Raw genomic sequence first — 22,724 nt, forward strand, 5'->3', positions numbered from 1 at the left:
TCTTATAACTTATTGTTATGTAAATGATAACCTTTTTCATTGTGAAGGAGCTAAAATATGCCTTATTAACTTACTGTAACAAATTTAAATAATTCTATTTATTTTCTGTTTTTGACCTTTATTTGATATATATATCACTAACAAATAAACAAACGCCAGATTACTGACTGCGTGTCAATTTAATGGCTTAAAATTTAACCAATTAAAATTGGTAAAGCTTGTTTTTATTGTGGACAAAAATAAGGTGCTGCTCTATATTCCTGCTTTCTAAATATGATCAGCAGGGATGCAGTTAAAAAACTGTATGAGGTACCTATGCCATTTTCTTTGAAAAATATATCTATTCGAGTTCAAGTCCTAATCCCAGTTCTTATTCTTGTCATCGCTTTATTTGGTTCACTTTGGATAACAAAAATGAACTTGGAAGCCGAACAAAAAGACATGGCAGATAATGTAAGCTCATTAGTTTTCTATAAGGATACCCTTGCCAAGTTAGACGATACTATTTACCCATTAAGAATTAGTGCCGTATACGCAATTTACGATCCTAGCCGTCGAGACGACTTTCAATTGCATCTTCGTGAGAAAGGGCAGTTTCTTACCCAGCAATTGTCGCAGCTTGAAAAAACAACCGTTTTTCAGCGTGAAGTCGACAAAGTAAAACAATCTATTTCAGCATACGTAGATTACTCACACCGAGCGGTGCCAATTCTTAACAATCACGATAACGGCACACTATCAGATGCTAAGTTTGATGCATTTATCTCTGAATACCGAAAGATTGGTAACGATATGGTGCAAGAGATTAATAAGCTATCGAAGCAGGTTAATGAGTACGCAATGGAGCACTTAGACGACAGCTTAAGACGCAACGAACAAGTTAAATCCAATGCAACTTACATACTGTTAGCGGTATTTGCGATTTCACTAACAGTGGCGTGGTGGTTATCTGGCTTGATCGTAACACCTATAACTAAGTTACAAGAAGTGATGCGTAAGCTGGCGGCAGGTCACCTAACGGTAAGAGCCGATCAAGATGGTGACAACGAGATTGCTAAGCTAAGCGCTGATGTAAACACCACTGTTTCTCAGTTGCACAAAACGGTAGGAGCGCTAACACGCATTAGTGAAGATGTTGCCTCTGCATCAACCGAGTTGGCAGCGGTAATGACGCAAGCTGAACGAAATGCTCAGCAAGAACAGAACGAGTTGGAACAAGTGGCTTCCGCTGTAACAGAGCTTGCAAGTACCGCTGACAATGTATCCGACAATGCAACAGCAGCGGATTCAACGGCTAAGCAAGCAGATCAATTGGCAAAATCTAGCTTAGATGTGTTCCGAGAAGCTGAAGATGCGAACTTGCAAATGTCTTCATCATTAAATGAAGCTGCAAGTGTGGTAACTCAGCTTCAAGAGCAATCAGAGCAAATCAACAATGTTATTGAAGTGATTCGTGGTGTGTCTGAGCAAACGAACCTATTAGCGCTAAATGCAGCGATTGAAGCAGCACGCGCTGGAGAGTCGGGCAGAGGCTTCGCTGTTGTAGCAGATGAAGTGAGAATGCTGGCGGCGCGCACTCAAGATTCAACTCAAGAAATTCAAACTATTATTGAAGAGCTACAAGCCAAGTCTGGTCTAGCTAACCAAAGCATGCAAACCAGTTTGGAGATGCTGAAGTTAAACGAGTCGCTGAGTAATCAAGCGAATGATTCAGTGGTAGGGATTACTGAATCTGTAGCGGATATCAATGATATGAACGCTCAGGTCGCGACCGCTGCAGAGCAACAATCTCAAGTAACACAAGATATTAACCGCAATATTAACAATATGTCGGAGCTAGTTAACCAAAACGTTACGGGTATAAGCCAAAGTGCGACAGCAAGTGGTGAATTATCTGAGCTGGCAGAACAGCAAAAACATCAGCTCTCTTTCTTTAAGTTATAGACTTCTTTAAGTTATAGAGTTGTAGGGGCTTTCTTTAAACTATATGTTTTAGCGAATTAGTTCGCACCCTCTAACCCTAATGAACTAATCCAACGGCCTGCTTTCGAGTAGGCTGTTTTTGTCTGACCGTGATCGCGCTTTTGTTTAATTTCTTTGGGTATAGTGAGAATTTGGTCGGTGCTAAATGTCAGATAATGCCCAGTTATTTTGTTGGGTATAAATAAGGAAAAAGAATGAAAAGAGTGGCAGTTATTTTAAGTGGTTGTGGGGTGTATGACGGAGCAGAAATTCATGAAGCCGTATTGTCTATGTTCGCGATAGAGCAAAATGGAGCCTCTTGGCATTGCTTTGCTCCAAACATCGAACAGCACCATGTTGTTAATCATTTAAACGGGGAAGTGACGACTGAAAGCCGAAATGTTCTTTCTGAGTCTGCACGAATTGCACGAGGGAATATTCAGGATATCAGCGAATTAAAGGTAAGCGAGTTTGACGCACTCCTAGTACCTGGTGGATTTGGGGTGGCTAAAAACTTATCGTCGTTTGCGTTTGAAGGTAAAGAATGCAGTGTTCACAGCTCGGTACTTGACGTGTGTAAAGCATTCGCTAGTGAAGGCAAACCTGCGGGGTATATGTGCATCGCACCAGCGCTATTACCCAAGGTTTATGGCGAAGGAGTTAAGTTGACGATCGGGAGAGACGCGGAGACAGCGTCTACTTTGGAATCTATGGGGGCAAAGCACGTTAACTGCGATGTCACGGATATACTCGTCGATGAAGAACGAAAACTCATTACCACTCCAGCTTACATGTTGGCTGAATCGATCTCTGAAGCGTTTGCTGGGATTAACAAATTGGTTAAAGCATTACTCGATAGGTTGTAAGTATATAAAGCTCAACGAACAACCAGCCCCAAAAATAAGGGGCTGGTTGAGTTTTAAAGTTTTAGCCTGGTCTGCCATCGATTCTTGGTGACCAAAGCATAGGGGCAAACTTCCACACAAATAGGGCGAATGCTACAACCCACAATAATGCCGATGTGTGGATCAGTGGCATCATGGCTGATGGTGCCACAGAAACGCCAATACTACGCAGTACAGCAGCCAGGATTAATGCAGCAAAAGCTATTCTCATTTTGGGCCCTTTGTAAATCTCCCGACCAGTATGCCCCATAGTCACTCTCGATATCATGGAGAGAATTAAACCACCAAGTGCGCCTAACGCAATAAGATGCAGCATAGTATGGCTTACAAAGCCATTAGAAGTTAACCCGCGAACAGTTAATGCAATGGGAATACATAGGTAAGCCAAGTGCAGAGACCACACTAAAGGCTCAGAGAAGGTCTTCCATGTTTTCCAGCGAGCCACTCTATAGAATTGACCGACTGCCGCAGTCAGCATTAACCACTGCCCAATTTGCTGGTGTGTAAGAGGGAAAAAGCTCGTTATAAATAAAAGCACTAAAGGTAGCGTTGCCACCCATTCTAACCAAGCAATTGGCTGAGGCTTTTCAAACTGAAACCGTCTAGCGGTAAAAAATGGAATGACTCTTCCCCCCATGATGGAGAGCAATAACACAAACCACCACATCATCGATTGCCATACAGCACTGGCAGGAAATGGGGGCAACCCTTTTATGGTCGCGTAGCTTGCGAAATTCGCGCCTATGGCTAGCAAGAACATCGGCACAAAAAATAAGTTCTTCCAACCTTTTGTTCTAAAGACTCGATAACCAATTTCATATGCAGTAGCAAGAAGAAACATAGCTTCGATGATAGAGATGAGCCAGAGAGGGGCCGGCGTCCAAAACAATACTCTAGGAAGGCACCACAATAAGAAAATTGCGGCGAGCCGATATCCCTTAGTGCCATTTACACCAGTCCAGTTTTGTACCGCAGTGAGAACAAAGCCCGCTACAATCGCCATAGCGAAACCAAAAAACATCTCATGTACGTGCCACCAAAGCGCAGGAACATTTAGGTTGCTAGGTTGGCCATTCTGAAAGGCAAATACCCAGACAATAATAGCGATAATGGCGTAAATCGGACCCGCTAGAAAAAACGGTCTAAAACCAAGACGTAAGATAGGGGGAATCTTATTTTCGACTCTCATGTCGGTGATGTTTAACATAGCTCAGACCTTTAGATTTTAAAGATGTATTTATAATACAACTTTAAAATTGTTTCGCTATAAAAACTTTGATTAACCTCAGTTCATGTGTAGAAATTGATAGTTCTGTAGCTAAACCACTTCACATTGCGTAGCTCAGAGAATTGCTTAACTCAGAGGTTTTCTTAGCTGAAAGAGATTTGCTTAGTTCAGAGATTTCCACGTATATGAGAAGCATCGGGTTTTCAGGCAAGGTTCGGGCTAGCTGGTTTCCCTTAATATTAAACGCGCTCTATTTGGCGCGTTCAATATTAAATTCGAATGGTGATTAACAGACGTTCAAATTGAGTTGTAAATCGTAGGGTAGGGCTGAAAGCCTGCGAGTGATCTTAGTTCTAGTTCGCTCTATATCACCGATCTCGATGGTTTTCTTGTCGGTATGAATATCAACGTCCACTCTAAGTTCGCGGCCTATTTTTGTAACACCAGTAACTTGAATGTCTTGTGGCATTTCTTGTTCTACCGCCGATATGCCTTTATCCACTTTCTGACACAGTTCTTTATTGGGCGACATCATCAACAGTTCACGTAGTGCGTCTTTCAACATATCAAACGGTACTTTAATGAAATAGAAAGACATGCAGACCATCATGGCTGGATCGGCGTATACTGCATATTCGCTGTAAGGGGAAATAGAAACGAACCACGCGACAACAAACCCTGCTGTAACAACCACACTCAGCAATGTATCCATTTGCCATTGCTTAGCTTCTGCTTCAATCAGACCAGACGAGTGTTGTTTGCTTTTGCGAGCAATTACCCACCATGCGTATCCACAGCCAAAAACGTTAACAACACCAAATAATGTTGCGATTGAAGCGTCGACTTCACGTCCACCAGTTAGCAGGGCGTCAATAGCTGAATATAAAGCATATAGAACGACACCGAGTATAGATGCGGCTTTAATTACAATAACAATGGGTTCGATAACAGCGCGCCCGAAGGGGAATTGAGCATCAGACGGCTTTTGAATGTACCACGCGGCGACTAGTGACAATAAAGTTAACAGCAGACTAATTAAGGAGTAGACACCATCAAAAACAATGACCAGCGAACCCACCCATAATCCAAGAATCAAACCACCGAACGCGAAGCCAGAAGCTAGAAGGGCTGAAAAGGTTAATACGCTGTTTTCGTTTTTGCTTGTCCTAGCACACATAAAATGTCTCGGTTGTGAATACACTTTCATTCTTCGTGCTAGATGGACATTTTACAAACAAAAACTGATTGGATGAAAACACAAGATTTGTGGGTTTAAACTATAGTCCTTATATATCAACTGGTTAGATTGTCATTTTAGTGTCAATATATTTGACTCTCAGTGATGGCTTAGAAATCAAACAGGTAATCACTGAGTTTGTCTGCCAGCCAAACCATAGCGGCATCCTCGGTCATTCCTGCTGCGGTGAACATGCAATAGTCTTCTTGAGTCAGACCATAGGTATGCTTAATTACTGCGATTTTTTCTTGACGAAGTAGGGGGCGAATTAAGGGTTCAGGTAACACGCCCCAGGCATCTTCTCCGAGAATGGTGCTAAGCATGTAATCGAAACTTGAAAAGCCAATATAACGAAGAGAAAAAGGCTGAAGCTCTGGGTTATCTTTCTCGTTCAAGTAGGCGATGGAAGCTTGCATTGCATTGCGCAAATCTTCATCTGCGACACGGCGCATTTTTGTTAAAGGGTGCCCAGCTCGACAAACGGACATCATCCGAATTTTACCTATCGGGTGGTAAGTGACACGCGGATCATCTGTTCGTTCGTAATCGACACCAAATGCGAAATCAACTTGCTGCGTTTCAACCAAGTTAGCTAAGTCACCACTTGACGCAAGAACCATGTTAAAAGACGTGGCAGGAAACTTTTTGTTTATCTGGTGCGCTAGATTTTGCCATAGTTCATCTGGAAGTGAGTCGTCTCGCGCAATCCATACTTCTGCGTTAAATTCCCCCGATACTTGCCGACAAGTTTGCACGATCCTTTTTTGCGTGACCAATAAACTCTCGCAATCTTTATAAATCGCTTTACCCGCTTCTGAAAGGGAGAGGTGGTTGCCAGAGCGCACGAACAATTCAGTATTCAGTTCTTTCTCTAACGCTTTTATCGCCATACTGAGTTTGGTTCTGTTGCATTCGAGTTGACGAGCTGCTTCAGAAACCGAACCAACGTCAGCGACGGTGCAAAAGGCTTCAACTTGAGAAAGGTTCATAAAACGCGAGATCCTGGAGAGGCATGTGGGTAAATGTCATTAAAAAATAGCAAATAATGCAAGCATTTACGACAGTTCAATGCTGAGCGTGGGAATTTAAGCAAGGTTCATTTCCTACCGGATCGAGAAGAAAACCAGCTTCACGTAAAGCTGGTTTGGATGTAGCTAAAACTAAGATCGATTCGGTGTTAGATCCGACCAAAGACGGAGGCAATTTCGCCGAGCACTTCTGGGTTGGCAATAGCGCCAATGTTTTTGACTTCATTGCCATGTATTACTTCTTTTACTGCAACTTCAACGAGCTTGCCGGACTTTGTCCTCGGAATGTCACTTACCGCAAGGATTACAGCAGGGACATGTCGTGGCGAGCAGCGAGTTTTAAGCGTATTTTTAATCAAGACGATTAAATCATCGGAAAGTGAATGTGTTTTTTCTAACTGGACAAACAGTATGATGCGCTCGTCGCCATCCCATTGTTGCCCGACGGCAATGGAATCAGTAATGCCTTCCAACTGATTAACTTGCTGATATATCTCAGCCGTGCCAATACGCACGCCACCTGGGTTGAGCACAGTGTCACTACGGCCATAGAAGATCATGCCATTGTTGTTTGTTAGTACGACATCGTCTCCGTGATGCCATACGTTTTCAAATTTATCCCAGTAAGCGTTGTGATAACGTTCACCGCTGTCATTCCAAAAACCAACTGGTTGATTGGGGAAGCTATTTAAGCAGACTAACTCTCCTCGTTCTGAACGAAGAGGTGATCCATTTTCATCAACAACGTCAACACTGAGCCCGAGACCGCGCCCTTGGCATTCTCCCCTGTAAACGGGGGATATTGGATTTCCAAGTACAAAACAACCGCAAATATCAGTTCCCCCAGAAATGGAGGCGAGATGAATATCCTGTCCGATATGTTGATATACGTAGTCAAATTGCTCGGGGTAAAGCGCCGATCCTGTCGAGCAAAGTGTTCGAACTGCACTGAGGTTAAAGTTCTGCTTCGGTGAATAGGCATTCTTTTCTAACGCAGCGAGATACTTTGCTGAAGTGCCAAACAATGACACGCCAGAACGATGCGAAATATCCCACAAAACACCCTCATTTGGGTATACAGGGCTGCCATCAAACACAACCAAAGTTGCGCCACTGGCGAGCGCAGAAACGTGCCAATTCCACATCATCCAGCCGCAAGTTGTGTAGTAGAACACACGCTCTTCTGCCTTGATATCACAATGAAGCTGATGTTCTTTTTTGTGGTTGAGAAGGGTGCCACCAACGGAATGGGTGATGCATTTTGGTTTCCCTGTGGTGCCAGAAGAGTAAAGAATAAATAAAGGCTCGTTAAAACCGACCTGGCAATATTCAATCTCTTTAGGCGAAAAGCGTTTGTTCACCTCAGTCCAGCTGATACTGCCTGTTAATGGCGGTAAATTGAGGTATTCAATTTGGCAAACCTGCTTTAATGAATCAAGATGTTCGCTGAGTGCTTGGTTTTTGTTTCGCATATCATGGTTCTTCCCCGCAAAGGAATAACCATCACAACAAAACAGCACCTTAGGCTTTACCTGACCGAAACGTTCAAGAACGCTGTCTATACCGAAATCAGGTGATGTTGAAGTCCAAATGGCCCCTAGGCTAGTTGTTGCGAGCATGGCGACAACCGTTTCAGTAAGGTAGGGGAGATAGCCTGCAACTACATCGCCTCTTTTTACGCCGCAATCTTGAAGCCATTGTTGAACCGTCGAGACCTGTTCTTCAAGTTTCTCCCACGATAAGGTACTCGTTTCACCTCGTTCGTTGTAAAACTCTATCGCAGCGGATTGCGGTAACACCGATGATCCAGTTAAAAGGTTTTCAGCATAATTTAATGTTGCTTCAGGGAACCAAAGCGTGTCTCTACTGATGACACTATCTTGCCATTTGGAAGGACCAAGTTCGTTGATGGCTTCCCCTTTAACGCCAACAACGCCAACGTAATCCCACAAAAATTGCCAAAATTGAGAGCTGGCATCTACCGACCACTGTTGAAGCTCGTCATAGGTAGAAATAGACAGCGCATAATGAGAATTCAATTGTTGAATGAAATCCGTGATTAATGCGTTTTCTATTCTTTCTGAGGTCGGGACCCAAATGGGTTTGCTGCCAGTCATAGCGTCTCCAAATTGTAAGCTCAGAGTACGAGCAATATTTTTATTGAAGAGCATTGGGTCGAAATTGTAAATAATTTGTTGATCATTCGGTTGTTTCTGTCACAAATCCTTACTTGAAATGGTGTTGAAAATTGTTCCTTTTAAGATGATGATTATTGACCGCTAAGCGACGTTAACGAATTAGGGAAACAAATGATAAAGCTGGCAGTAGTAGGGACAAATTGGATTACAGAACATTTCGTAAAAGCCGCATTGAGCTTTGAGCAGTACACTTTAGCCGCGGTTTATTCCAGGAATCACGAAACAGGTGTGGCATTTGCTGAAAAATTCGATTGTGAGAGGATCATTACGGATTTTGATGGTTTATGTGTGAACAATGATATTGATGCTGTATACCTCGCAAGCCCGAACTCCTTTCACTGTGAACAAGCCATTGCGTTGATGCGTCACGGAAAACACGTTATCTGTGAAAAACCATTGGCATCCAATTATGAAGAAGTTGAAAGGATGTTCGCAGTGGCACACGAACACAATGTCATTCTATTTGAAGCGTTTAAAACAAATTATCTACCCAATTTTGAGTTGGTCAAAAATAAGCTTTCTGATATCTCTCCTGTACGCAAAGCAATCCTAAACTACTGCCAGTACTCTTCTCGTTACCAAAAATATCTGAATGGTGAAAACCCAAATACATTTAACCCCGAGTTTTCGAACGGTTCAACAATGGACATTGGCTACTATTGTATTGCCAGTGCAATCAGTCTGTTTGGCGAACCAAAGAGCGTGTACGCAACAGCGACGATTTTAGAATCGGGCGTGGATGGTCAGGGCAGTGTGCTGCTTGAGTTCGATGGTTTCGACGCTGTAATTACTCATTCCAAAGTGGCGGATTCAGCGATACCAAGTGAGATACAAGGTGAGAATGGCAACATTGTTATTCACCACTTGTCTGAAGCACAGAACATTGAAATCAAACCGAGAGGCGGCGCGACGCAAAACATAACACTGCCTTCAAATGAAATGAGTATGGTGTATGAAGCACAACATTTTGCCAAGCTAGTCAACGGTGACGTAACGGATTCAAATGCCGAGAAGCTTTCAAAATTAACAGCGAAAGTACTAACAGAAGTCAGAAAGCAGATAGGTGTTGTTTATCCAGCGGACTAGTAACCCCTGATCCCTAGATCAGGTTAAGCAACCATCTTAGCGTCGGCTAAGCGTTTTCAGATTTCTTATGTTTTGACGCGATATTTGATAATTGCTTAGCGGCGCTTGAAGAGGCAATAAAGCGTGACATTTCGCTTTTGGCAACAGGCTTTCCTTTCAAAAAGCCTTGTATATAGTCGCATTGATAGCTTTTAAGCATATCAAATTGAGCCTGAGTTTCTACCCCTTCAGCGACAACCGTTAGGTTAATAGAATGCGACATTTTGATAATGGCTTCACAAAGCTGTGAGGACTTATCTCCCTTCTTATTCAGTTTCCAGATGAAGCTTCTATCCATTTTCACAACGTCAAATGGGTAATCATTAAGCACAGCTAAAGACGAGTAACCCGTACCAAAATCATCAAGATAAAGTGACACACCTAGCGATTTTATCTGCTTAAGAGTATTACTAGCCGTTGTGTGGTTGAGCAGGGTGGATTCAGTGATTTCTATACCAAGAAGGGAATTAGGAAATCGATATTTTTTGAGAACGCTACGAAGTGTTTTAACGATATGACCAGATTTTAACTGTTTTACTGAAACGTTCACGTTGATTCGCGGGCATGTGCCGGAAACCGACTTGTCCCAGATTTGCTGAATGGTGGCGCAGACTTCGTCCAATATCCAATCACCTATTTCGATAATCTGATCGGTTTCTTCAGCGACAGGAATAAAAACAGCAGGTGAAATCCACCCTTTTTCTGGGTGATCCCAACGCAACAAGGCTTCAAATGCCGTAACCGTATCAGAGCTTACGGAGAAAACAGGTTGATAATACAGAAGCAACTGTTTTTTGCTGTGCGCTTCACTTAATTCGTTTTCAACAGTAAAGCGCTGCTTGGCTTGATCAAACATGGTGTCATCGTAAAAGACAACGTGATCCGTAGGGGATTTTTTGGCTCGATACATGGCGGTATCGGCCTCGCGTAGGATGTTTGTTAACGTTTGAGTGGATGAATTTACCGTTGTAACACCGATGCTTGCACCAATATTGTATGAAAGACCATCGCAGTAGTAGGGTTCGGTCAGTGTGGTTAGGTAGCGCTGACAGATGTTGCTGACATCGTATCGATTAAGCTTGTTTCTGAGGCAAACGATAAATTCATCTCCACCAAACCGGTAACAGATATCGTCATTGCGGACATTGTTAATCAAACGCTGAGCAACTTGTTGTAGCAGCAAGTCTCCAATAGTGTGTCCCATTGAATCATTAACAATTTTGAATCGATTTAAGTCGATAAACAGGATGGCAAAGCCATTGCCTCCCGTTGGGGTGATTTGGCTTATAAAATCTTCTAGCTGCTCTGCTAGCGCTTGTCGATTGAATAGCCCTGTTAATGAATCGTGTGTGGCTTGAACTCTAAGCTTCTGTGTTTTTTCAGCCACAAGTTTATTCGAAACTTGTAAACGGTTGGCGTAGCTTTTAACGCTAACGGAAACAGAGAGGGTTAACATAAAGATTAAAAAGCTGGAGGCTGCACCATAAATAAAAGGACGATAATCGGTATCCAAATAAATCGTTGTGATAACTAAAGACTTATCTAATGTAGGAAAATATAAATTCCGAGTTACTGATGGAAAATCTAGAAGACCAAAAAGATTGTCTTTTTGATCTGAATGACGCATTTGGAATAATTCTCTTTTATTATCATCTTGTACAATGATTTCAATGTTTTTGGCTAAAAATTCATCTTGCCAAGTCAGCTCAAGGAACTCTTGTAGAATGATATTCATCACTAAGATACCCAGTGTTTGCCCTTGTGATGATTGAACAGGTAAATATATTTGCAACCCTCTTTTACCTTCATGGTAGAAAGTAGAAGCTTTTGCCTCGTTAATTTCAATTGCTCGCCTTAGCGCTTTATTGTTTGGGCAGTGGCTTTCCAACCTTTTACCTAAAAATTCACTCCCTTCAAACTTAGGCGAAGCATACAATACAGGAAATGCGTGCAGCCCCAACCAATTGGAACAAGCGTAATTGGTTGAAATTTCTGGGTGTATTACATAGCCAAGTTGATTACTTTTTATTTTTAATATATTGCTTTCAGAAGGGTGTCTAGTTGAAATGAGCGGTGCCCAAAAAATGGTATGTATACCTGAACCAATTCCTGTTCGATCACGAAGCAATTTATGGAATTGCTCAGACGTTAGCTCATTACTGATTTGAAGAAAGTCTCGAGTAGAATGAAGTACAGTTTTTAAAGCATTAATGGCATTTTCTAAGGCTTCAATTTGTTCATTTGTTTTTAGCTCTAGGCTATATTGCGCTCTCTTGCCTTCATAGAAACTAATTGTATAAAAGCAAAGTAGCGCAACTAAAATGCCTGTAAGCCAAATATAGGTAGTGCGAGGGGGAATCAACTTATATTTCAATCTATACTCTACTGCGATTTTTAATGACTAAATAATGTTAGTCATAATTATCGTAACTGTAAATGATATTTGTTCTCACCATGAAAACATTATGGCTTTAATTATAAGGTGAGTGAGTATAGTGAGGCTAAATATCCCTTGTGACACTTTCACTACAGTTCAAAAGGGATATTACAAAGCTGGATCTAAATCGCAGTTACTTGTGTATCGGCTTGTATTTCCGGGTGTTTGTCTACCCAAATCAATCCTAACATCGCAAAAATTGCGCATATAAGCATGATGATGCCAAGAGGTAATTGATTGCTTGCAGGAAGCATTGATGCTGCCATGGTAGCGATTCCAGCCCCAAAATTTTGCATTCCACCGAGGAGTGCGCCTGCGGTGCCAGCATGAGATGAGAAAGGGGTTAGTGCGCCTGTGGTCGCGGCAGGGAACAAAATGCCAGCGCCCAAAAAGTATACCGTTGCACCACCTACTAGTGTTATCGCGGTGGTTTTGTCGTTGAGCCCTGGAATCAAAACGATTGCCGAGCCAATAACCGCTGCAACCATACCGTATATGAGAGCGTGTTTTTCAGAGCTTTTTCGTGCAATAACACTCGAAAGTCCTGCTCCTGCTAAATATCCAGGAATGGGTGCGATAAATAGCAAGCTGACAACGGTAGCGGGCAGTTTCAGTGTGCCCCCCAACAATACGCCTGCTGCTGCTTCGAACACCGCAACACCAGAGAACATAGCAATAAGACACACTAAATAACCTTGGAAGCGGCGGTTAACCAATACGTATCGATAGTTTTCCCACACTGGCGCTGCATTTCGACGCTCTGCGGGCAGTGTCTCTTTAAAACTCGTCATCATGGTAAGCAAAACGGCAGCGGCAAATAGGGCTAGAAATAAATAACTATTTCGCCATCCAGTTGTTTCCGCTAGATAGCCGCCCAGTAGAGGTGCAAGCAAGGGGCAGAAAATAATGCACATACTGATCAAGCTATTTGCTCGGTGCAGATCTGCCCCTTCAAAGCAATCTCTGGTTAGAGTACGAGCCATAGTGCCGCCACAGCCAATCCCCGCTCCCTGAATAAAACAGCCAAGCAAGAATAGTGTGTAATCTTGGGCAAATAGTGTAACAAGCGTTCCCAATAAATAGATGGCAAGACCAGATATTATGATGGGCTTTCTGCCTAACCGGTCAGATAGAGGACCGTAGACAAATTGTGACAAACCATAAGGAATAAGAAAGCAAGCCATTACTGCTTGTAATGCTGCAGGATTAACGATGAACTCCGCTGCCATATGCCCAATGGATGGAACATACATCGTTTGAGTCATTTGACCGACTGCAGCAAGAATTGCGATTAAAAACGTCAATCGTACCAAGGGTACCGAAGAAGACATCTTTACTACTCCTAATGAGAAAACAAAGAAAATCAGGATATAGCAGGAAAATAAGCGTCTTATTTTTTCTTATCCATTTAAACTTCGGGCGCAAACAAAGCTGTGTCCCGAAGTTGTCGAGATATTAAGAGTAAAGAGTATCGTTAACAAGGGGGAAAGCAGAGCAAATACACGATACTTTTCTATGAATTGGATTAGAAAATCTAATGAGCTATAAGGGTGGTAGTGGCATAGCTTTCCAAGAGGGATGGGACGTTATAGTGAGCTGAGTGTTTAATAAACTACTCTTCCCACATAATTTCTATTGGAGTACCAACTTGAACAAGATCCATGAACTCATCCATTTCATCGTCTGTTATCGCGATACAGCCTTCTGTCCAGTCAAATTGTAGAAGTCGGTTTTTGGGATTATTTCCATGAACCATGATGAACCCTCCAGGATCAACACCGAGTGCCTTTGCTGTGGCTTTGTCTTTTGCGTTTGGATAGCTGATATGCATCGAACGGTGAAAGGCAGAATCTTCCTTTTTGTAATCGAGTATATATCGTCCTTCAGGCGTCTTTTGATCCCCTTCTTGCTGCTTATGCCCTTTTGGTGAGCCTCCCAGTGCAATTCGATATTCTTTGACGATCTCCCCCTTGCTTAGCAGAGTCATTGTGCGTTCTGATTTTACAACCTTAACAAGGTCTACAGCAGAGAAAGCTACAAAAGGAAGCGTTAGGATCAAGAGAGAAAGAAAGATTAGAGCGTATTTTCTGATCATTACTACTGGTGCAAGTTGATGTATATACAGGGTAATTTACTCCAAGTTTATGAAGCCAGCGAGGAGTATTTTGTATTCCTCGCTGGAGTGTTACTCAATTCACATTACATTATCTATTTTTGAGCGTCTGTTTTTCTGAGCGACTGCTTAAGCGTGTCCGTTTAGGAGTGAACGTATGTATGGGAAAAGGTCGCTGGCGAGCATACCGATTTGCCCTTCTATTCGCGCGCAGTTATCAGCAGCATTACTGTGTAACCAAACGCCTAAACAAGCTGCGTCGATCATACTCAGTTTTTGTCCAAGTAAACTTCCAATGATTCCGCTTAATACGTCTCCCATTCCGCCCGTTGCCATTCCGGGGTTTCCTTGGTTGCACACCCAATAGGTGTCACCGCCATAAACCACTGTACCAGCCCCTTTTAACACAACAACACCGCCATATTTTTCATGCAGATCTTTGGCGGCTTGGAATCGATTATCTTCAATGTCTTGTACAGAACAGTCTAGGAGTCGCGCTGCCTCTCCTGGATGAGGCGTGATTATTCGCTGTTGATCTTTATCAGGTTGAGTTGCTAAGAAGTTTAATGCGTCTGCATCGAGTACTTTTGGAAGTGCTAAGTTATAGAAAAGGTGAAAAAGCTCATTTCCCCAAACAAGCTGACCCAAACCCGGACCAAGCACCAAAGTATCAGCCCATTGCAGCGACTCGTTTACGAGGTGCTTATTGCCCATATGTGGGTCGATCATAACTTCGGGATAGGTAGCCAAGATAGAAGGGGCATTCTCTTTATGAGTGATCACTTTGGTGAGACCTGCCCCTGTACGTGCACAAGCGGCACTGGCCAGCGTAATTGCGCCACCCATGCCGTGTGCTCCCCCAACAAGTAGCACGCGACCAAAGTTGCCTTTGTGACTATTGGGTTTGCGGTGTGGTAACGTGTCCTTCAGAATTTGACCGCCAATCACTTTGTATTGGGAAGAGATATTTTGCTGGAAATATTCGTCTGTGCCTAAACTGTCGTAAGACAGAATACCTGTAAAGTTTTTCCCTTTTCCTGTGATTAACCCGCGTTTTAAACCAACAAACGTGACGGTATACACCGCTTCTACTGCTGCCCCCAGCGCTTCACCGGAATCGGCGCAAAGCCCAGAAGGTACATCGATTGAAATGACAGGCGCGGGGTGTTGGTTTATTTTATCGATAACGTCGGCGTATTGTCGTCGGACAATCCCAGACAAACCCGTACCGAGCATCCCATCCACAATAAGATCGAGTCCTTTGGGGAACGATGAGCTCGGTGACAGTATTTCTCCACCAATGCCTAGCCAACCTTGTTGTGCGGTGAGTGCATCTCCCGTCAATCTGTCTGATTCCCCTACGTGCCATAGCATTACATCATGGCCAAACAACTTAGCTAACTTAGCGACAACATAGCCGTCGCCGCCATTATTCCCGGTGCCACACACAACCAGCAGTCTTTTCGCTGATGTGAATTTGTCGTTGATTAAACGAAATACCGCTTTGCCAGCCCGATCCATTAGCTCATACATTGGAATGCCAAGCTTTTTTGCAGCAAGCCTTTCTCCCTCACGTATTTGAGCGGTGGAGTAAATAGATATGTGATTATTATTCATTGTCCTAGCCTGTACTTATAGCAGGGTAGTGCCTGCTGTGTTGCCAGAGTGTAGGCAATTCCTTGATATCTTATTATGTAAAATTGCTTTTATAATGAGACACCTAAGGGATGCGCTGAAAATTCCATCATGTGCTCAGGTCTGTTGATCTTTGGAGATGATTTATCAGCCATTTGTGGGTGCTTTGAACTGGAACAAAATTTAACCGTGAAAGGTCAACAGACCTTAGAATACTACCATTAGAATAGCCTGTATTAGCCAACTATGTTGATGTAAAGAGGATGCTCGAAGTAAAGACGATAATTGAAGTTAAGGTGGTGCACTTTAGGTTTCTTTTGTTTGGGGAACCGAGTGGTTAAACAGTCAAAAGCCAGTAGTAGATGGTCACTGGCTTTTGAATAGCTGTACTGGTGTTAGCAAGTTTGCTTTTGAATTCTTATTTCATGTTCCAGCGGTCATCTATCCAACCACCTGCTTGCTCGTCAAAATGCGCGCCAACGAATCGATGTTGTGATTCCATGCGTTGTTCTTTCTGTGGCTCTTCTTCAAGGATTTGCCGAATGTAGTTTGCCATAGGGTCATCATTTGGTTGCTCTTGGTTCCGTGTAGCGACTTCTTTGATCATTTGAAGACGGTAGGCTGAACTGGCTCTTTTCATAATGATGGCTCCTATGTTTAGTGTTTGATGGACCGATTATTGTTAATCAGAACAACAACGGGTATAGCAAACTTTAGGAGCCACATAACAGAGCGTCAAACTTGTTTTTAGAACATTTAAGGCGAGCAATATTCTAGTAATATAACTCTCTGTAATTTGAGCTCATTACTTTATTTTTAAAGCGCAAAAAGATTTGTAAATGTTCCATTTTTGGATAGTGAATCATATTTATGTGAGGTGGGCATGTAAATATGATTCACGATGAGACTAGAGTGTATTCAGATAAACTCTTCAGATTCGAGTGGTCCAATTGTCATCTTCAAAAAACTGTCTATCCATAAAATTTTCGATAGATCTCTTCGATCGAAGATTGGCAGTAAGCCTTTATGTTTTTGCTAAACTCTGCAACGGAATAGTCGTCAAAGGTGCGTGATACGGCTTGTTTCCCAATAAATCCGAGAAAGCCTTTTTTAAGGGTTACATCGACAAAGAAAATACAGCGATCTTCACCAATAGGCACTAATTGGAACAAAGCTGTCTGGTTATGATTATTCTTAAACTCAATGAACACGGCGCCACCCGCGTGTTCTTCGCTTGGTAGTTTGCCTTCTTTATCCCATGGGTATTCAGCAATGATGGTTGTTACTTGGTCTGGGGTCGTATTTTCAGAAGAAAAATGAGAAGGCTCTTTGTTATCGCCTTCTCGATAGGAATAGTGCACGGAAATCATCGCTGCCTGTACCTTTGAGTGAATAGGCTATCCAAGCTATTCTTAATGTTGCTTATTCTCAAGAAAAAGTGAGTATTTTCGTGATGTTACACGTGCTGGTCCAAAAGAATCGGGTTACCATCAGGATCTTCAAGCATGATGCTGGCCGGCCCTGATGTTGATTCATCGGCAGACAATGTTAACTCAATACCTGCTTCTTTTAGGTGATTTTGAATTTCTCTCACGTCGGAAAATTCGCTCAATGTACTGCAATCTTGTTTCCAGCCAGGATTGAATGTCAGCATGTTTTTCTCAAACATCCCCTGAAATAACCCGATTTTATGATCGCCATTAGACAGTATTAGCCAGTTTTCAGATTCATTTCCTGCAAAAACTGAAAAACCAAGAGTTTCGTAAAATTGCTTTGATACTTGAAGATCTTTAACGTTCAAGCTGACAGAAAAAGCGCCCAATTCCATGGTGTACTCCTTATTGAATAAGTGCCGTCGTGAAGTTTTCGTTATGAAGAACTTTTAGCGTAGCGCTATTCCTGTTTGAATCCCAACGAGGTTTAATCTTTCTATGGCAATCCTCAATTTTGCTACGCCTTCGACTTATCAATAGAAATCCCACGATGTGAGGGTCTGGACGATTGCCACTTTTTCCTCAACTGCAATCCAGGTTTTTCAATTAAGTAGTAAGAAATGAGTGCAAAACCGAAGGCAAGAACGAGGTTTACTGGCCAAGTTGCATACCATGCTTGAGTCCAACTGTTTAGGAAAGGTTCTTGCCATAAATACAAAGAATAACTGAGTGCACCAAGCCAAATTGCCGGTTTGCTGTTTAATAGTCGGAAGCTTCGACCATGTTGGAATTGGCTATAACGTAAAATCATCAGCGCTGCACACACATTGATGAATGTTTGTCCTCCTACATAAAACCAATTTGGTTGGACTTTATACATAACACTAGGAATCAGAATCATGCAGATGGGCACAACAAGAAACCACGCCGATGCAAAGAAGTTAGGCAATTTGAATCCACTTTCTTTTAGATAGGCTAGGGCACACCCCATTGCCAATGCATCCGCAATCGCTTGAAACTCACGTGTTAAAGCCGATGGCGAGCTCTCCAGTCCAAAAAGCATCCAGTATCGGATACAAGGCACAATAACAATCGTGGCAAGTAAAAGGTATTTAGCGTGGTTGCGTCCAAGCAGAGTCAGGAGTAATGGCCATAAAAGGTAGAACTGTTCTTCTACCGCGAGAGACCAAGTATGATTGAGCCACCATTCGCGTTCATGGTGGTAATTCATGGTGTACGTCACGGCATGAAACAGGTCATCTGGCATGAGTGATATCCAGCCAGCATATTCCGCGATAGCGATGCACAAAATATAGAAATAGAAAGCGGGGAATAGGCGGAATACTCGTCTAATAAAAAACTGAGACAAATTAATCTTGTTCGTTTTTTTAAGTTCACTTAAAAGTAAGGTAGTGATTAAGAAGCCTGAAATCACGAAGAACACCTTAACACCAAAGTTACCTAAACTTTGCAAAGGACCAAATATAGCTGGGAAGTTAACAGTGCCAACCAAGTGACCCAAACATACCAACCCAATGGACGCTGCTCTAAGCCCGTCTAGCGACGGTATTCTATTGTCCATTCTATTTCTCCTTACTCTGATTTATATAATTAAAATTGGCGACAGTGAGTGCAAGTAATATGTAAACAGGCCATGTGAACCCCTGAGTTAGGAAAGAGCCGGACACACAAAATGCGATGAGTCCAGCCAGTGTTCCTTCGCTCATGACGTAGGTAATCGGAGGGTAGTTGCTTGGGTTTTCGCTAACGGTTCTGACCGAAGAAATTGATGTTTTAAACATGGCGACGATCATGGTGATAAACAGTGCCAGACCTAAGAAACCGGATTCGGCAAGAACGCCAAACCACGAACTGTGTACGGCATGGTTCATCCCATCCCAATAACTGCTATAGAAAAAATAGTTATAGAGGTAGTTATCGATGCCAACACCAGTCAATGGATTGTCTAATGCCATTTTAAATGCTGCTTCCCATGCGTGAATTCGACCCATCGCAGACTCATCGATGCCTTCTTCTGCAGCACCACCAGATTTTCTCCCGCTGATACCAGCCGCTAGATAAAGCACCATCATGAGTACGGTGCCTCCCATGAACAGCAGCGATTTGGATTTCACCCTACGGTAAGCAAAGATACCCAAAACACTGGCCATTCCAAGTAGCCCGCCTCGGCTTTGTGTGGCAATAATTGCCCAAACAATAAACACTGCTGAAGCAATACCTAGTAATCTTTCTAACCGCGTCATTCCTGGGGCTAGGATTTGAGCAATGGCAAACGAGAACGGAAACAAAAGTACGAGCGATAGATCATTAGGGTCGCCAAGAACGGATTGAAAACTTCGGCCAATTGTGACTCGGCTTCCTTCTACTAATCCGATGCCAGCGAGTTTGTTTGAAATAGCAACGAAAGCTACAGCCAACCCTGCAAGACAAAACAATCGAATGGCGAGCCTAAAGTGACTGGGTTTGGTCAAAATCCATGTTAGAACCGGTGTCATAATGGCAATTTTGATGTAAGTACTGGTGAAGTAGTTGATGGAAGCTGTTTTATTGCCGGCGAAGACAATACCCATCATGACAACTACGAAGAAGAGTGCTAACCACATCAGTTCTTTACACGGTTTGAATTGAATGCTTCTGGAAATTGCAATATGCCAAAAAAAGGTAAACAACGTTCCAAGTGAAAGCAGGAGCGGAATTCTAAAAGGCATTAAAAATGGAAGCGCTTCGTGAAGACGAAAATACGAAAATACGATGAATAGAAGTGCCAGTAGTACAGGGTAGTGAATGGTGATAAGCAGAGCAAAAGGCGCTACCGCCAATGCAATTGGAATCACAGGGTGAGGAACAAAAAACCAAAGTACCCCAATAGCAACGCACAAGGTCGCAAGTGCAATTGCAGTGCCTTTTTGTGTCTCAAAGTCAGATGTGGGGTTAATTGGTGGCATACAGTTTCCTTTGCTCTATATGCTTTAGAGTGCAAAGGTGGTGCCAATTTGTTGCTGTTTTTATCTTATTGTTTTTAAATGAGTTTAAACAATTACTTTGTATTTTCTTATTCTGAGAATCAATTTAGCCATCAAATAAATAGTATGTCGTGTTGTTTGATTGGTATTCTGATGATAATGTACTTACGCAATGGTTATTTCAGCCTTCATCCTCAAATATGGAATTGGGCTTTGCGGGCATGCGGTGCCCGCATATTTTTAATAAAGTTTGCGTTCTGATGCCACTTATCCTGATTCCAGGCTACTTAAGGTTTTCTAATGCCCAGCTCATAAAGAGCCTTTGTTCTTTTTCACTTAGGACCAAAAAACCAGCTTTTACGGTCGAAAAAGTATGGGTGCCTTTTGATTTTTCGGAAGAATGTACGCTGGCAGTTTTTCCTGAAAGATCCAGAATAGCTTCTCCTTGTCCGTTTTCGTTGTATTTTTTGATCGATGATTCAAAGTCTTTACTTGTTTGAAGCCCACCAATATGAACAGTGTCTACCTTAAAGTTGACTTGTTCACCTGAAGAGTCGGTTAGCTCAAATAGAGGTGCCTTCTCAAATTGACGAGCGTCTTCTATTGTGCGAAATGGTTTATAGCTGAGGGAAAGTGAATCATTTGTTTCGAATAAAAGGACATAGGGTTGTGAGTAATATTTGGTCCGTCGTCCATCTTCAACAACAATTTGCCCAATTGTAACTGAGAGTTGATTGATCCCAACATCCAACTTGATGGATGAGGTGGATTTTATCCAGTTACTCGCCACTTTCTTGCCGTTCAAGGTTCTAGGAGTGAGCTCTTTACTGATTTCTACATGATGGGTAGATGCGACCGTTGATAGAGAGAAAAGCGCCAAGAACAAGATGAATGTATGTGTTATTCGCATAAGAAGCACCGGAAAATTATGTAGCGGAAACGGAGTAGGGCGAGTATTAACCCGCCCTGAAATTATGATTTGAATGGGTTAAAAGTAGTATTCAACACCTACGGAAACCTCGTTGAAAGAATCAGACTTCCAGCGATCGTACGTCATGCCTGTATTGCCAGAATCGACGGTATTGCCGCCCATGGTAACGTCACGTGCGCGCACATAAAGCACGGCAGATGGGTCTACAAAGTACATTGCTTGAGCAGAGATAACATCGTCCGAGCTGTCTTCCACTTTTTCACCGTTGACTTCAAGTTCGAAGTTTTTGGTGTAGCCGACTTTAAACTGCCAGTCGCCGGTGTTGTACATGAGCCCCGACGTCATTGCGTTTTGTTTCTCTTCACGGCCAGAATCAATGCCTTCGGTGACTTCAGCGTCTTGAATTCGATATTGTGCAAAGAAAGAAATACCGTTTTCAAACCAGCCTTGTACACCGACTAAATAAGTATTGTTGTCCCAGATACGGTTGAAAGTTTGTTTGGTACTTGGATCGTGCGCGCTACCGTCTAAAGTTCCATCTTGGAAGCTTTCAGCTGTGTTTCGGTTAATTTCATAGGCAGCATCAAATTGGAAAGGTCCTACTTTGTAATGCGCTGCTGCCCCTTGCCACCAACCTTCGTCGCTTCCCGTTGCGGCTGCTTTCGTTCTGCCGTATGCCACATCAAACGTCATTCCTCCCCATTCTGGTGAGTCCCAACGAACGGTATTCGACGAGCGATCTTGGAATTTCGCCCCACCTATCAAGCCACCCCAATCCCAAACATCACCCAAGCCTGGGTTAGCTCCTGGCCAGTCGACCACTTCGTAAAGTGGCGTTAGTACACGACCAATACGAACTTGACCAAACGATTCAAAATCTTCGAATCCGACAAAGGTATCCCTTTCACCAAAACCACCGTTTGATGTGTGATCAGAATAAGATGGGTCGACATAACCGCCTTCAATTTGCCAAATAAATTTGGGTCCAAGGTTTTGGAATTGTTTAGAACCCCTAAACCCAATTCGGCTCTCATTATTGGTTTGAAAGCCTGTGAGGCTTGGTGAATTTTCGTAGTCACGATAATGGGCTTGAACAGCAATGATTCCGTATACGTCGTACTTGGCATCGGTTTCTTCAGCGATGGTTGGGAAAGCAGTAAATGCAACACTGCTGACTGCCATTACTATAAGGCTGGGTTTGAAAATCTTATTCATGTTAACTCCTAAAATACATAGCTGCTTTGGTGTGCCAGCACTGATAGGCCGCTGGATACTCGCACACCGAAATCTTGGTTAGATTGAGTACGTGAATAAGCTTAATGAGAAATTTATTGTCGCGAATTTTATGTGGAGATCATTTTGAAGAGCGTCAAAATTTAGGTTTTGAAACAAATATAAATACTTAAATAACAATGAGATATGGTTTTTTAAGAAGAAATGTAAAAATAAAAAAATGACCAATGTTTGAGCGGGAATATGCGGAGTGCTGTTTAGGAGTGGCCTGGGTT

The 22,724-nt window shown here is 42.7% G+C and carries 18 protein-coding genes; 3 read left to right on the forward strand and 15 right to left on the reverse strand.

Going from position 1 to position 22,724, the window contains the following annotated elements; all coding sequences use genetic code 11:
* Positions 1 to 315: 315 nt before the first annotated feature.
* Together VPNCDNU1_RS21415 and elbB are read left to right on the forward strand one after the other, a co-directional pair.
* Positions 316 to 1,944: a methyl-accepting chemotaxis protein gene (locus VPNCDNU1_RS21415; RefSeq protein ID WP_104402245.1), complete on the forward strand. Its 1,629-nt coding sequence runs from the start codon at positions 316 to 318 to the stop codon at positions 1,942 to 1,944.
* A 233-nt stretch (positions 1,945 to 2,177) separates the two neighbouring features.
* Entirely contained in the window at positions 2,178 to 2,828 is a 651-nt protein-coding gene (gene elbB / locus VPNCDNU1_RS21420) for an isoprenoid biosynthesis glyoxalase ElbB (protein WP_104402228.1), read from the forward strand.
* A 61-nt stretch (positions 2,829 to 2,889) separates the two neighbouring features.
* Here the strand turns inward: elbB and VPNCDNU1_RS21425 are convergent, their stop codons facing one another.
* From VPNCDNU1_RS21425 to VPNCDNU1_RS21440, 4 genes are all read right to left on the reverse strand, one after another.
* Complete coding sequence (locus tag VPNCDNU1_RS21425) at positions 2,890 to 4,074, reverse strand: NnrS family protein (protein WP_104402229.1); 1,185 nt, start codon at positions 4,072 to 4,074, stop codon at positions 2,890 to 2,892.
* 307 nt (positions 4,075 to 4,381) lie between these two features.
* On the reverse strand, positions 4,382 to 5,272 hold the full coding sequence (locus VPNCDNU1_RS21430; RefSeq protein ID WP_104402230.1) for a cation diffusion facilitator family transporter: 891 nt from the start codon (positions 5,270 to 5,272) through the stop codon (positions 4,382 to 4,384).
* A 170-nt stretch (positions 5,273 to 5,442) separates the two neighbouring features.
* Positions 5,443 to 6,321 carry a LysR family transcriptional regulator gene (locus tag VPNCDNU1_RS21435; protein ID WP_104402231.1) on the reverse strand — a complete coding sequence of 293 codons (879 nt, stop codon included), beginning with the start codon at positions 6,319 to 6,321 and terminating at the stop codon, positions 5,443 to 5,445.
* Between the two features lie 188 nt (positions 6,322 to 6,509).
* Complete coding sequence (locus VPNCDNU1_RS21440; protein WP_104402232.1) at positions 6,510 to 8,477, reverse strand: acetoacetate--CoA ligase; 1,968 nt, start codon at positions 8,475 to 8,477, stop codon at positions 6,510 to 6,512.
* A 192-nt stretch (positions 8,478 to 8,669) separates the two neighbouring features.
* Here VPNCDNU1_RS21440 and VPNCDNU1_RS21445 point away from each other — a divergent pair, with 192 nt between their 5' ends.
* Positions 8,670 to 9,644 carry a Gfo/Idh/MocA family protein gene (locus tag VPNCDNU1_RS21445; RefSeq protein WP_104402233.1) on the forward strand — a complete coding sequence of 325 codons (975 nt, stop codon included), beginning with the start codon at positions 8,670 to 8,672 and terminating at the stop codon, positions 9,642 to 9,644.
* Between the two features lie 46 nt (positions 9,645 to 9,690).
* Here the strand turns inward: VPNCDNU1_RS21445 and VPNCDNU1_RS21450 are convergent, their stop codons facing one another.
* The 11 genes from VPNCDNU1_RS21450 to VPNCDNU1_RS21500 all read right to left on the reverse strand — a co-directional run bounded on the left by VPNCDNU1_RS21450 (position 9,691) and on the right by VPNCDNU1_RS21500 (position 22,431).
* Positions 9,691 to 12,057 carry a putative bifunctional diguanylate cyclase/phosphodiesterase gene (locus VPNCDNU1_RS21450; RefSeq protein ID WP_104402234.1) on the reverse strand — a complete coding sequence of 789 codons (2,367 nt, stop codon included), beginning with the start codon at positions 12,055 to 12,057 and terminating at the stop codon, positions 9,691 to 9,693.
* Between the two features lie 185 nt (positions 12,058 to 12,242).
* Entirely contained in the window at positions 12,243 to 13,451 is a 1,209-nt protein-coding gene (emrD, locus tag VPNCDNU1_RS21455) for a multidrug efflux MFS transporter EmrD (protein ID WP_104402235.1), read from the reverse strand.
* A 281-nt stretch (positions 13,452 to 13,732) separates the two neighbouring features.
* On the reverse strand, positions 13,733 to 14,215 hold the full coding sequence (locus VPNCDNU1_RS21460; RefSeq protein WP_104402236.1) for a L,D-transpeptidase family protein: 483 nt from the start codon (positions 14,213 to 14,215) through the stop codon (positions 13,733 to 13,735).
* A gap of 147 nt (positions 14,216 to 14,362) precedes the next feature.
* Positions 14,363 to 15,850, reverse strand: coding sequence for an NAD(P)H-hydrate dehydratase (locus VPNCDNU1_RS21465; protein WP_104402237.1), 1,488 nt, complete (start codon positions 15,848 to 15,850; stop codon positions 14,363 to 14,365).
* A gap of 436 nt (positions 15,851 to 16,286) precedes the next feature.
* Positions 16,287 to 16,508, reverse strand: coding sequence for a hypothetical protein (locus VPNCDNU1_RS21470; RefSeq protein WP_104402238.1), 222 nt, complete (start codon positions 16,506 to 16,508; stop codon positions 16,287 to 16,289).
* Positions 16,509 to 16,839: 331 nt separating this feature from the next.
* On the reverse strand, positions 16,840 to 17,238 hold the full coding sequence (locus VPNCDNU1_RS21475) for a hypothetical protein (RefSeq protein WP_104402239.1): 399 nt from the start codon (positions 17,236 to 17,238) through the stop codon (positions 16,840 to 16,842).
* Positions 17,239 to 17,324: 86 nt separating this feature from the next.
* The gene (locus tag VPNCDNU1_RS21480) at positions 17,325 to 17,696 is read right to left on the reverse strand and encodes a VOC family protein (protein WP_104402240.1); all 372 of its coding nucleotides are present in this window, start codon (positions 17,694 to 17,696) and stop codon (positions 17,325 to 17,327) included.
* A gap of 122 nt (positions 17,697 to 17,818) precedes the next feature.
* On the reverse strand, positions 17,819 to 18,883 hold the full coding sequence (locus VPNCDNU1_RS21485) for an acyltransferase family protein (RefSeq protein WP_104402241.1): 1,065 nt from the start codon (positions 18,881 to 18,883) through the stop codon (positions 17,819 to 17,821).
* 1 nt (position 18,884) lies between these two features.
* On the reverse strand, positions 18,885 to 20,267 hold the full coding sequence (locus tag VPNCDNU1_RS21490; protein WP_104402242.1) for an O-antigen ligase family protein: 1,383 nt from the start codon (positions 20,265 to 20,267) through the stop codon (positions 18,885 to 18,887).
* A 301-nt stretch (positions 20,268 to 20,568) separates the two neighbouring features.
* Positions 20,569 to 21,195 (reverse strand): YccT family protein, encoded by a 627-nt coding sequence (locus VPNCDNU1_RS21495; RefSeq protein WP_104402243.1) that lies wholly within the window; start codon positions 21,193 to 21,195, stop codon positions 20,569 to 20,571.
* A gap of 78 nt (positions 21,196 to 21,273) precedes the next feature.
* Entirely contained in the window at positions 21,274 to 22,431 is a 1,158-nt protein-coding gene (locus VPNCDNU1_RS21500; RefSeq protein WP_104402244.1) for a porin, read from the reverse strand.
* Positions 22,432 to 22,724: the final 293 nt, after the last annotated feature.

The sequence above is a fragment of the Vibrio penaeicida genome, assembly GCF_002933855.1.
Lineage (GTDB): Bacteria > Pseudomonadota > Gammaproteobacteria > Enterobacterales > Vibrionaceae > Vibrio > Vibrio penaeicida_A.